Genomic DNA, 11,875 nt, shown 5'->3' on the forward strand with positions numbered 1-11,875 from the left:
GAACGAAGCGCCGCACATGGTCGAGCAGATCATGGAGGACATCAAAAGCAATATTACCCGGGTGTTTGACCTTAAGGATCTGGTAATCAACGCGTTGGTGCGCGACAAGGAATTGCTCAACCGGGTGTTTCTGGAAGCCGGCCATGTGGAATTCAAGTTCATCCGTAATTCCGGCATCTATTTCGGTTTTGCCATCGGCATCGTGCAGGCGGTGGTGTGGGCTTTTACCCACAACATCTGGGTGATTCCCCTGTTCGGGCTCTTCACCGGCTGGTTCACCGACTGGCTGGCGCTGAAAATGATCTTCAACCCGAAACAACCGGTGCGTTACCTGGGGTTGTTCGAATGGCAGGGCCTGTTCCTGAAACGGCGCAAACAGGTTGCTGCTCGTTACGGTGAGCTGGTTGCCAGTGAAATTGTTACCCCTGCAGCGGTGATCGAAGCCATTCTTAAAGGCCCCATGTCCGATCGTCTGTTTGGATTGGTCCAAAAGCAGGTGCAACGGACCCTGGATGAGCAATCCGGCCTGGCGAAGCCACTGGTGGTATTTGCTGTGGGCAGCACCAAATACCAGGAAATGAAACGGTCGGTATCGGAAAAGGTAATGCAGCACCTGCCGGAAACCCTCAGCCATATGGAAGCGTATGCAGAAGAAGCCATGGACCTGAAAAATCTGATGGTGGAAAAAATGCAGGAGCTTACCGAGGAAGAATTCGAAGGCTTGCTCCGTCCGGCTTTCCAGCAAGATGAATGGATCCTGATTACCGTGGGGGCGCTGTTGGGCTTTTTGGTCGGCGAACTCCAGGTTCATGTGATGATCCATTTTGCCGTCCCCGTTGGCTGACCGGTAGCACGCAGGCCGGCTTGGCTGGCCTGCGATTGTGTTTTCAGAACTGCGATTCCCTTGCATATTTTCTGCACATTTTCTTGTCATTCTTGGTGAGCAATAATCAGCAAAGCCGCCAGGCAGCCCCGCTCCACCTAACAGGAGAATGTCATGTCGAAGGACGATACCCCGGCCCGCTACGGTAGCATCAGCCGGTTTCTGCACTGGAGCATGGCATTACTATTAGCCTGGCAGTTTCTCTCAGCGTTGGCGCATTATGGTTTCGAGGACACCGCCTTCGAATCGTTTTTCTGGCCAACCCACAAACCGTTAGGGTTGATCTTGATCGTGCTGGCGCTGATCCGGTTGGGGTGGGCGATGGTGAATCTTAGTCGGCGCCCGCCTTCCATCAACCTGGCGGCGAAATTGGGGCATGTCGGCCTGTATGGATTATTGCTGTTGATTCCCGCCCTTGCCCTGCTGCGTCAATACGGCTCAGGCCGTGCATTTGAGCCGTTCGGGCTACCACTGATGTCGGGTTTCGACGGCGACAAGATCGCCTGGATGGTGGAACCGGGTAACCTGCTCCACGGTGTGCTGGGTTGGGTGCTGCTGGCCATGATCGTTGGCCATATCGGTATGGCCCTGCTGCACCGCAAGCAAACCGGGCAGGTAAACGTGCTGCCGCGCATGTGGGGCAAAGACTGAATCGGTACCCTGTGCCGATTCCAAATGTAAGACATTGACCACTATCGTTATGGAAATCGCGCCGTAAAATATGCCCTTCTAAAAATGAGACTGGGGCATCATGATTACGGAAAAATTGAAGGGGGCAATGCCGCTGGGGCGCGTTGCGGTTGGGGTTATCAGCATTCTGGCGCTGCTTATTGTTGCCAACAAATCCATTTTCTATGCGGAACCGGGCTACGTGTATCACGTGCGCACCATCACCGGTCAGGAAAAGGTGGTGTCGGATGTGGGCTATCAGTTCTTCCTTTTTGGTCGCTGGAATTCCTGGAAGCGCGCACTGACCGTGCAAGCCGTGCGCGGTGGCAGTGAAACCCTGGATTATGTGGAGGTGGAGAACTCGGAAACCTCCGCAGCCTTGCCGCCGCAGAACATCATGTTCCTGGATCAGGTGGACGCCAACGCCCAGGCCACGGTGCGCTTTACCATTCCCACCGACCCGGACAGTTTCCTGCATTTGGCCCATGAATACCGGACACCGGAAAACCTGTTGCGCACGGCGTTGATCCCCGCGTTCAAGGAAACCCTGCAAGCCAATGCGTCATTGATGAGCGCCGAGGAGTATTACTCCGGCGGGCGTACCGAATTCAATACCGAGTTTGAAAACCAGATGATCAATGGCATCTACATTGTGCGTCGTGAAGAAATCAGCCAGAAGCGCGTGGGTGAGATCAAAGGCAGTGCCAATGTGGCCATGGGCACCGAGCAACAAGACTACGGCGACGATGCCAAGGTGATATTTGTGGTACGCAAGATGCTTGACGATACCGGCGTGCCCCGGCGGAAGTCCCAGCGTTTTATTGATTACGGTGTCACCGTAGTAGAAGCCCGGGTGACCCAGATGGATCCCAACCAGCGCTTCGTGGAACGCATGCAACTCAAGCAAAAAGCCTCTGCAGACCGGGCCATTGCCCGCGAGCAACGGGTGCAGGAAGAAGAGCAGCGACTGCTGGCCATTGCCCGTGGTGAGCGGGAAGTGGCTGAGCGCCAGGCGGAAGCCAAGGTAGACCAGATTCAGCGCACCACGGAAGCGGAAACCGAAAAGCAGCTGGCGATTACCAAGGCACAAAAGCTGAAAGAGCAGGCAGAAATTGAAAAGCAGACCGCAGAAATCAATCTGGAAAAAGCCCGGGTAGAAGCGGAAACCCGTCGCACCCTGGCCGATGCAGAAGCTTACCAGAAGCGGGAAATTCTGCGTGCGGATAACGCCCTGGCCCAGAAGCTGGATGCCGAAATTCAGATTCAGAAAATCTGGGCGGAAGCCTTTGCCCAGCGCAAGGTGCCGCAGTATGTGTTCGGTGGTGGCAGCAACGGCACGCCCACTGGAGCGGATACGGAAACCAAGGCGTTTATGCAGATGTTGACGCTGGATGCGGCCAAACGATTGAGCTATGAACGGGACCTGACCAAGTAGGCCCGGCTTGCCGGGTTAGCGCCTTGCTAACCCGGCGCCCTTCTTGTTGTCTTTCCTTGCCGGGCGGGGAGCTTTCCCCTGCCCTATTCCGACTTGCGATACTGAATCACATAGCTGCGGCTGATGCGGTCGTGCAGCAGATGTCCTTTCATAAAGGCATTCACAATAAAAATCACCTTCCACAAAATACCGGTCAGGCAAAATACAATGATGCGCCCGGCATTGTGTAATGGATGCAATCGCTGTAATCGCCGATTGGTAACACGCATGCCCAGCAATTGTTTCCCTGGTGTGGATTGCATCGGGCTGGATTCCATGATCAGCGCCATCAACAAATAGAGAGGTACGGCCAGTATTATGGCGAGTGGTGCGCCGCTTTCGTCACTGCTGCTGCCGAAACGGTGCAGCACCTCGGCCACAAAAATAGCGCCGACCACCACCAGAAACATGTCCATGGCAAAGGCCAGCATGCGCAGCAAATAACCGCCCATGATCACTTCCTCCGGCGCCACTGGTGGGGGTTTCTTCTTCTGTGCGAACACTCCCTGGCCACCGCGAACGGCCTTGATGGCGTCCTGGTTCAGCGGGGTATCGTCGAGGATACGAAAGAGTGAATCGCAGGTGTCTTCACCAAAATCCTCATTCAGCCAGCGCCGCTGCCCTTCCCAGTTGAACAGCCCGTTCAGGTAACGGACCACCGGGTACGACAGCGACGGCTGACCGGATTGCTGCTGTTCGGTCAACACGGCAAACAGGGCATGGCCGAGCCGGCGGTTAAAAGCGTCGTCCAGTATCAGTGGTGTGCGGGTAAGAAAATGCCAGCAATCAGCTTGTTGCGCCCCCTCCGGTTGCTGCAGAAGCTCGCGGGCTTGCGCCAGCAGTGCTGCCAGCGTTTGATCCTGCTCATGGGGATCGACGACGGGCCCGCCAAGGGTATCCAGAGGGGCGGGCTCGTCGTCGATGGGAGGCGGCGGCGTTGGCGCAAGTTGTACCGACCAGCTGGCCTGCTTCAGCGTTTCATCCGGTTCCGGGTCGGTGACAAAGGTGTCGTGGCTGGGCGGCGGGGTATGGGCCGGGCCCGGCACCAGTTCCGGTTCGGGCTCCGGCCTGGTTTCCACCGGTTCCTGGGGCGCGGGCGAGAGCGGTTGGCTGTGCCAGCTTTCCGGGGCTGCCGTCGGGGCGTCTTGCGACGATTGTTGTTCGGCCCAGGCCAGTGCCTGCTTGTAAGCCTGGTGCAGTTGCTGGAAGCCCTGGGGGTTTTCGTCCGGCCGGGTCTGCTTGAGTTGTTTGGCGTAGGCGCGCTTGATTGCCCGCGCGTCGGCGGTAGGTTCAATCTGCAGGCTATCCCAGGGCGGCATCAGAACCAGTCCTCGCTCTCCAGGCTATCCAGCGCTTCTTTCACCTGTTTCTGTATCCGTGCAATGTCTGCGGGGTTCTGATCGTCGAGGACTTTTTCAAACCGCTTCATGACGTCGGCGATGTACTCACGGCGATCGCCCAGGCTGGATTCATACAGGCGCTCGGCGCGGGCGATCAATGCGCGGTTGTCTTCGCCATCGCGGGGGTGAAATTTCAGCGCCGCGAGTTTTTCCCGGGCGGCCTGTTTTTGCTCGTCACTCAGGGCGCCCGGGGCGTGTTCGATCAGGTGGCTGTGGACCTGGCCGGTGGATTCCACCGTCACGTCCACTTCCAGTAAACCGTTCATGTCGTAACTGTAGCGAATATCCACCGCTTGCTCGCCTCGCGGGTCTTTGGGCACCCGCACATTCAATTCGCCAAGAAAGACATTCTTTTCCACGTAGCGGCTTTCGCCCTGGTAGACCTTGATGGTCAGTTCGGTCTGGTCGTCGTAGGCAGTGCATACCTGCCGGGCAATGCTCACGGGAACCACGCAATTACGCTCGATGATGGGCATGAAATAGTCGCCCAGTTTGCTGTTGTCGCGATTGATCACCCCGGTGCCCAGGGTGTAGGGGCACACATCGGTCAGCACCACATCGTCCAGAGCTTCGTTACGCATCATCAGGCCGGCCTGGATTGCCGCGCCCATGGCCACCACGGTATCCGGGTCCAGGTGGCAGGACGGCAGGCGGCCGAACATCTTGCCCACGGTGGAACGGAAAATGGCCAGCCGGGTAGAGCCGCCCACCAGCACCACATCGTCGATCTTGCTTGGGTGGGTGCTGGAATCGCGCAGCGCCCGCTCGATGGGGTGCTTGGCGCGCAACAGCAGCGGCGTGCTGACCCGGGTAAACCAGTCGCTGGTGACCACGTGCTCCACGGTCTTGTCGCCCAGCTCCAGGGACAGGGTCTGGTCGGCCGGGCCCAGTTTGCGCTTGGCGCCTTCCATCTGCAGGTAAAGCTGTTGCAGCAGGTTGGGCTTCAGGTCATCGCGACGCAGCGAATGCTCGCGTAAAACGTCGTCGACCATGGCATCGACAAAGTCTTCGCCGCCGAGAAAGTTGTCCCCGGCGCTGGCGTGAACTTCCATGATGCCGTCGAAAAATTCCAGCAGTGATACATCAAAGGTGCCGCCGCCCAGGTCCAGGATCAGGAACAGGCCTTCCTGCTTTTCGTGCAGGCCATAGGCAATGGCGGCGGCGGTAGGTTCGTTGATCAACCGCTCCACTTTCAGGCCCGCCAGTTCGGCGGCCTGCTTGGTGGCGTGGCGCTGGTTATCGTTGAAGTAGGCCGGCACACTGATGACCGCCTCGGTGACCGCCTCGCCCAGGTAGGCTTCGGCGTCTTCCTTCAATGAGCGCAATACCAGCGATGACAATTCCGTGGCACTGAATGCCTGGCGGCCCAGCTTGATCTTGTGGTCGGTGCCCATCAATCGTTTAAAGGCGGCCACGGTCTGATCACTGTGGTTGATCAGGCGTTGGCGGGCGGTACGCCCCACGATCAGCTCACCCTGGGTGTCCAGCCCGACCACCGACGGGGTCAACACGTCCCCCAGCCGGTTCGGTATCAGTTTGACCCCCTCGTCCGTCCAGATGCCGCAGGCACTGTTGGTGGTCCCCAGGTCGATACCGATAATGGTCATGCGCGTTCCTTGTTGTTAGGCTGACAATCCCGTTGCAGCAGCCGTGGTTATGCTTCAAGTCAGCCGTAATTTACAGATTCCCGACAACGAGATCGACCTGCAGGCGATCCGCGCCCAGGGCAGTGGTGGCCAGAATGTGAACAAGGTCGCTTCGGCCATCCATTTGCGGTTCGACATCCGCGCCTCGTCCCTGCCCGAGCGCTATAAGGAAAAGTTGCTGGCACTGAGTGACCAGCGCATTACTACCGACGGCGTTGTCGTGATCAAGGCGCAGCAGTTCCGCACCCAGGAAATGAACAAGGAAAATGCCCTGGCCCGGCTGGCGCAGCTGATAAAAAGCGTGACCGTGGAACAAAAACCCCGCAAGGCCACCCGCCCGACCCTGGGCAGCAAGCGCCGACGCCTGGACAGCAAGACCAAACGCGGCAGGACCAAGTCCCTGCGCGGCAAGGTGGATCCCGGCTGAGGTGCTTGCTCAGGCCTTCGCATTGACACAAATACTCCCCCGCCTTGTCGTTATCTGACCATCCGCTTTGTTGCCCGCTTTGTTAAGCTGAGCGTCAAATGCATATCACGGAGTTTGTCATGAAAGCCATCGCTACCTCCGGCTGGGGCCTGCACCCTGGCCTTGCCCTGATCGAAACAGAGGCGCCCGATCGGTTAAAACCGGATGATGTGTTGGTGGCGGTGCATGCCGCGTCGGTAAACCCCAAAGACTGGAAACTGAATTACAACCTGGCCATGGCCGCCAGTCCGGTGATGGTGAAACGCTTGCCGCCCCTGTTCGGGGACGACCTGGCGGGGGTGGTGGTCGACCGGGGGCGTAACGTGCGTGATTTTGATATTGGCGATGCGGTGTATGGCATGGATATGCGTTTGCGCACAGCCTCACTGGCAGAGCAGGCGCGGATCAGCCAGCGCCGCATCGCCAAAAAACCGCAGAACCTGTCTTTCACGCAAGCGGCGGCCATGCCGTTGGCGGCGCTAACGGCGTTGCAGGGGCTGCGCAAAGGCAAAGGCGAAGCCGGCAAGACAGTGCTGATTATTGGTGCCTCCGGCGGTGTGGGCACCTTCGCCGTACAGATCGCCAAAAATCTGGGGTTGCATGTCACCGGGGTCTGCAGTGGTCGCAATGTGGATTTTGTTCGTGAGCTGGGGGCAGATGCCATTATCGACTATACCCAGGGTGATTACCGCAAAACGGCTGGCCCGTTTGATTTGGTCTTTGACGTCACCTCTTACGAAACCCCGCTCACCTGTTCTGCCCTGCTGGGCAAGAAGGGCTACTTTATTTCCACTGGCGGCCAGGGTGCCTCCATGTTTGCTACGCCGCTTTATCGACTGTTGGGTAAAAAATCCGGCACCGTGGTGGTGGAATCGTACCGACGTGATCTGGAAACGCTGACCGCCATGGTTGAGGCCGGTACCCTGACGCCCATTATCGACAGCGTCTTTACGCTGGCAGAAAGTGAAGCGGCCTACAATCGCAACCGCTCGGGTCGTTGCCGGGGGAAAGTGGTGATTGATGTAGCGAATGACTAGAGCAATACCGCTTGAAAAATTATGGCCCGGTGGTGTCCGTCAACCGCACGGCAACACCGGTTATGCCATCGCCTCCCTGTGAACCCCAAAGACTGACCCACTGATTCTTTTCCAGAATCACCGCTCCCCGCGCACTGTTATGTCCCCGTGGGGTGGTGAAGTCCCCAACGTATTGAAACCGGAACGCCTCAGGCGCCCCGGCTTCCGGTTGCAGGGCGTAGCCGAGAAAAAGCACTTCAGTGGAAATGAAGCCTTTATCCTGTGCTTCTACAGCAACACTCAGCGCGTCAGCCTGATCCATAAAACCCGGTAGTGGATCTGGTGAGCGCCCATCCGGGCTTATTACCGCGCACTCACAATAGCGTACCTCCATCCGTAATGGTTTGGCGGACAGATACGTCTCCAGTGACGTTGCGTCGGCCTGGACAACGCCGGGCATCAGCAAGAACAACGCCAGCCGAAACATTGCCATGATGGTCGCCTCCCTGTTTATTTTTTGCCGGGTTTACCCAGCGCTGCGCGGTTTGCGTTCAGGCCTTTACCCCCGCGCCGCATGTTAGTGATTTACCTGAGCCAGGATTGAATGAAAAAACAGCTGTTACAAGTCCAGTAGCTCTTTGATTCTTTCAGAGACAAATTGGGTAGATGTTGAGCTTATATGGTGTCTGTCGCTGAAAAATGACCATTCTTCACTTCTCAAAACACAATGCTCGTTTGTGGAACAGAAAATACGATATGGTTCTATTACCGTGACGTCGTTTTCTTTTTCCAAGGTGGAAAAGTAGTCATTCTTATTTTGTAAGTATTCGGCATTGATAATATGGAGGTCATCAAGGCCGCGAATATAATCCTCTTCATTTAGGCGGAGTGTAGGCTGAAGGGGCCCGGTTCCTTCGACATCCAAGTGTCGGCCAATGATAATTATTCTACCGGCTAAAGGAGAAAAGTGTGTGATTGAGGCGTTAATGAAAGGTGCCCACCTTGCATTTTCTTCAACTTTTTTAGGGAAATTTCGGACAGCCTGATCGTAGGAGCTCCAGAGCTGAGAAATGACTATATAGTTGTAGTGATCATTCCGTCGATATAGATCCTCGCGCATGCGATTACATGAAATGTCAGAATAAGAGTCAATGAATTCGACGCCCTTTAAAAGAACGCAGCCGCCTCTAGTGACACTGTCTACTTTATCAGAGGGAATCTGCAATGCTGAAGCTATTGGGTCAACGTATTGTTGAAGAGCGGAGTCCCCAATGAAAAGAATCCTTTTTTCTCCTTTGCTGTCAATATTTATCCCTCTTTGAAATTTTTCGTGAAATGAAAATGCATGGGCTTTTATTACTTGTACAGAAAAAGGATTTAGGTGAGCGAAACGCATTTCCAATCCGTTTGTTTTTGCAATAACAATGCCAACGATAGCGAAAAGAGGAATGGTAAGTGACAGGCTGGTAGTAATAAGAGAAGACGCCCGGTTTTTTTTGTGCACAGCTTGGCGGAGGGGTTTTTCCAGATAACGATATGTAATCCATGCAGCAGGAAATGATAAAATGCAGACAAAAAAGAATAAGGCCCATGGTGACCAAGTCAGATTGAAGTAGTGAAAAAAAGAAATCAGGGGTTGGTGGTAAAGATAGAGTGGATAGGAAATCAAGCCGATAGTTACCATCCACTTTGCAGACAAAGCCCTGGTTACTAGACCTTTATTTGGGAAACCAATAATTAATGCTGTTCCAAGACAAGGCCACAGTGCATTAAGTCCTGGGAAACTGGAATCATTATCAAGGGTAAAGATGGGAATTAATATGGCAATCACCCCTAAATAGTTAGCGGCTTGTTTGATGATTTCGGGTGTATTCTTAGCAGAATTCCGGCTCATGCTTAGAGCAAGACCGGCGCCGATGAGAAGCTCAAAACCCCTGTATTGGGGCAAAAAATACCCTGATGGTGAGCGATCTGCAGCCACATTGATAGATAAGCCTAGAGAAACAAAAAGCATGATGATGACTAGAGAGCCAATCAGTTTTGGACTTATTCGATAAAAAAGCAGGAATAAAGCAGGCCATACTAGATAAAACTGTTCTTCGACACCCAGCGACCAAAGGTGGATAAATGGCTGATAAGCTTCATCCTTTGCAAAATAATCAGTGCCTTGAGAAAAAAGCAGATTGGCAGCACCAAAGGACGAGAAGAAAATCTGTTTTCCTAGAATGTCAAATCTGGCTGTGTCATAGAAAAAGAAACCGAAGGCGGTTACTAGAAGAAGGGTTAGTGCTAGAGCAGGAATCAGCCGAGCGACCCGCCGCTTATAGAATATGCGATAACTGAAAGTTCCTGACTTCGCATCTTTATAAATCAGACTGGTAATCAAAAAACCACTAATAACAAAAAAAATATCAACGCCAACGTAGCCCCCAGAAAACTGACTGATCCCAGAATGGAAAAGAAGGACAGCAAGAACTGCTACCGCTCTAAGCCCGTCAATATCGCTACGATAATTCATGATTTTCCCCAATCATATTACGCATCTCTAATGCTACTTGGTTGCCATTTTCTGGTATTAAGAAATAGTGTTTCGCTCTAACGGCTGGCCATGCTTCAGTACGCACCAAATTATTTGGCTGGATATCAAACAGTCACAAACTTGGCCGCCCGCGCTGCATGCAGCTTCTTGTAACTTTCGATCAGGCGCTGATGTTTCTCCAGGCCGTCCAGCTGCATGTTGGTGGGGGTCAGGCCCGGGAAGCGTATGCTGCCATCAACCGCGCCTATGACTGTTGCCAGGGTCTCTTCACCGTACATGCGCCCCAGGTTGTAACGGTAGTCGTCCAGTTCCAGTTCGTCATCCAGGGTGATTTCCAATACCGCATTGACCGCCCGGTAGAACAGGCCCCGTTCCACGGTGTTGTCGTTGTACTGAATAAACATTTCCACCAGCTCCAGGGCGTCGTCATGACGCTGTAGTGCCAGGTAGATCATCAGTTTCAATTCGAGAATGGTGAGCTGACCCCACACGGTGTTTTCGTCGAACTCGATACCGATCAGGGTGATGATATCGGTGTAGTTATCGATCTGGCTTTCTTCCAGCCGTTCCACCAGTTGCCCCAGCTGCTCATCGCTGAGGCGGTGCAGGTTGAGAATATCCTCGCGATAATCCAGCGCCATATTGGTGTTGTCCCAGATCAAGTCTTCCACCGGATACACCTCGGAAAAATCGGGGACCAGAATACGGCAGACCGGTGCGCCCAGTTCTTCATACACGGCCACGTAGGCTTCCTTCTCCAGGTCTTTCAATATGCCGAACAGGCGGGCGGTTTCTTCTTCGGTGGTGCCGGAAAAATCCCACTCGCAGAAGTCCTCGTCGGCCTGGGCACTGAAGAAACGCCAGCTCACTACCCCGGTGGAGTCGATGAAATGCTCGACGAAATTATTGGGCTCGCAGACTTCCTGACTATTGAAGGTGGGCGGCGGCACATCGTTCAGGCCTTCGAAGCTGCGCCCTTGCAGCAGTTCGGTGAGGCTGCGCTCCAGGGCCACTTCGAAGCTGGGGTGGGCGCCGAAGGAGGCGAATACGCCGCCGGTGCGCGGGTTCATCAGTGTCACGCACATGACCGGAAATTGCCCGCCCAGGGACGCATCTTTCACCAGCACCGGAAAGCCCTGCTCCTCCAGTGCGGCGATGCCTTCGACAATGCCGGGGTACTTGGCCAGCACGTCCTGGGGCACATCCGGCAGGGCAATCTCTTCTTCAATGATGTGTTTCTTCACGGCCCGTTCAAAAATTTCCGACAGGCATTGCACCTGGGCTTCGGCCAGGGTGTTGCCCGCACTCATGCCGTTACTGAGGAACAGGTTCTCGATGAGGTTGGAGGGGAAGTACACCGTCTCGCCGTCGGATTGGCGAACGAACGGTAGCGAGCAGATGCCCCGGTCCGCCCGGCCGGAATTGGTATCGATCAGGTTGGAGCCGCCCAGTTCGCCTTCCGGGTTGTAGATGCCCAGGCAGTAGTCATCCAGGATCCCTTGCGGCAGTGCGTCGTTGGGGCCGGGTTTGAACCACTTTTCGTTGGGGTAATGGACGAAGTCGCTGTTGGCGATGTCTTCCCCGAAGAACTGGTCGTTATAGAAGAAGTTGCAGTTGAGGCGCTCGATAAACTCGCCCAGTGCGGAACACAGGGCGGCTTCCTTGGTGGCGCCCTTGCCGTTGGTAAAGCACATGGGCGAGGCCGCATCGCGAATATGCAGCGACCACACGTGGGGCACGATATTGCGCCAGGAGGCGATCTCGATCTTCATGCCCAGCCCG

General features: G+C 55.1%; 10 protein-coding genes. 5 read left to right on the plus strand and 5 right to left on the minus strand.

Features of this window, described 5'->3' with window-relative positions; genetic code table 11:
* The 3 genes from A3754_RS00100 to A3754_RS00110 form a co-directional block, all read left to right on the plus strand.
* Window positions 1–844, plus strand: an 844-nt coding sequence (locus tag A3754_RS00100; RefSeq protein WP_063518514.1) for a hypothetical protein, incomplete at its 5' end; no start/stop codon positions are given.
* A gap of 153 nt (window positions 845–997) precedes the next feature.
* The gene (locus tag A3754_RS00105; protein ID WP_063518515.1) at window positions 998–1,534 is read left to right on the plus strand and encodes a cytochrome b; all 537 of its coding nucleotides are present in this window, start codon (window positions 998–1,000) and stop codon (window positions 1,532–1,534) included.
* A 100-nt stretch (window positions 1,535–1,634) separates the two neighbouring features.
* Complete coding sequence (locus tag A3754_RS00110; RefSeq protein WP_063518516.1) at window positions 1,635–2,987, plus strand: SPFH domain-containing protein; 1,353 nt, start codon at window positions 1,635–1,637, stop codon at window positions 2,985–2,987.
* An 83-nt stretch (window positions 2,988–3,070) separates the two neighbouring features.
* On the opposite strand, the gene A3754_RS00115 is transcribed toward A3754_RS00110, so the two are convergent.
* Both A3754_RS00115 and A3754_RS00120 read right to left on the minus strand, forming a co-directional pair.
* A complete protein-coding gene (locus A3754_RS00115) occupies window positions 3,071–4,345 on the minus strand; it encodes an RDD family protein (RefSeq protein ID WP_063518517.1) in 1,275 nt (424 codons plus the stop codon).
* Window positions 4,345–6,033, minus strand: coding sequence for a molecular chaperone HscC (locus tag A3754_RS00120; protein WP_063518518.1), 1,689 nt, complete (start codon window positions 6,031–6,033; stop codon window positions 4,345–4,347). Before A3754_RS00120 ends, A3754_RS00115 begins: the two co-directional genes overlap by 1 nt.
* Window positions 6,034–6,082: 49 nt before the next feature.
* Here A3754_RS00120 and arfB point away from each other — a divergent pair, with 49 nt between their 5' ends.
* Together arfB and A3754_RS00130 are read left to right on the plus strand one after the other, a co-directional pair.
* Window positions 6,083–6,499 carry an alternative ribosome rescue aminoacyl-tRNA hydrolase ArfB gene (gene arfB / locus A3754_RS00125; protein WP_063518519.1) on the plus strand — a complete coding sequence of 139 codons (417 nt, stop codon included), beginning with the start codon at window positions 6,083–6,085 and terminating at the stop codon, window positions 6,497–6,499.
* A 98-nt stretch (window positions 6,500–6,597) separates the two neighbouring features.
* Complete coding sequence (locus A3754_RS00130; RefSeq protein ID WP_231880421.1) at window positions 6,598–7,575, plus strand: NAD(P)-dependent alcohol dehydrogenase; 978 nt, start codon at window positions 6,598–6,600, stop codon at window positions 7,573–7,575.
* Window positions 7,576–7,594: 19 nt separating this feature from the next.
* On the opposite strand, the gene A3754_RS00135 is transcribed toward A3754_RS00130, so the two are convergent.
* The 3 genes from A3754_RS00135 to A3754_RS00145 form a co-directional block, all read right to left on the minus strand.
* Window positions 7,595–8,047, minus strand: a complete 453-nt coding sequence (locus tag A3754_RS00135) for a hypothetical protein (protein ID WP_082872297.1) — start codon at window positions 8,045–8,047, stop codon at window positions 7,595–7,597.
* Window positions 8,048–8,173: 126 nt separating this feature from the next.
* On the minus strand, window positions 8,174–10,072 hold the full coding sequence (locus A3754_RS00140; protein ID WP_063518521.1) for an acyltransferase family protein: 1,899 nt from the start codon (window positions 10,070–10,072) through the stop codon (window positions 8,174–8,176).
* Between the two features lie 125 nt (window positions 10,073–10,197).
* Window positions 10,198–11,875: OsmC domain/YcaO domain-containing protein (locus tag A3754_RS00145; protein ID WP_063518523.1), on the minus strand; the 1,678-nt coding region annotated here is incomplete at its 5' end.

It is taken from the genome of Alcanivorax sp. HI0083 (assembly GCF_001635175.1).

What these genes read in the sequence shown, in the direction of transcription:
- A3754_RS00115 (WP_063518517.1), bottom strand. Translation starts at nt 4,345, where the DNA reads ATGCCGCCCTGGGATAGCCTGCAGATTGAACCTACCGCCGACGCGCGG.
- A3754_RS00135 (WP_082872297.1), bottom strand. Translation starts at nt 8,047, where the DNA reads ATGGCAATGTTTCGGCTGGCGTTGTTCTTGCTGATGCCCGGCGTTGTC.
- A3754_RS00130 (WP_231880421.1), top strand. Translation starts at nt 6,598, where the DNA reads ATGCATATCACGGAGTTTGTCATGAAAGCCATCGCTACCTCCGGCTGG.
- A3754_RS00140 (WP_063518521.1), bottom strand. Translation starts at nt 10,072, where the DNA reads ATGAATTATCGTAGCGATATTGACGGGCTTAGAGCGGTAGCAGTTCTT.
- arfB (WP_063518519.1), top strand. Translation starts at nt 6,083, where the DNA reads ATGCTTCAAGTCAGCCGTAATTTACAGATTCCCGACAACGAGATCGAC.
- A3754_RS00110 (WP_063518516.1), top strand. Translation starts at nt 1,635, where the DNA reads ATGATTACGGAAAAATTGAAGGGGGCAATGCCGCTGGGGCGCGTTGCG.
- A3754_RS00105 (WP_063518515.1), top strand. Translation starts at nt 998, where the DNA reads ATGTCGAAGGACGATACCCCGGCCCGCTACGGTAGCATCAGCCGGTTT.
- A3754_RS00120 (WP_063518518.1), bottom strand. Translation starts at nt 6,033, where the DNA reads ATGACCATTATCGGTATCGACCTGGGGACCACCAACAGTGCCTGCGGC.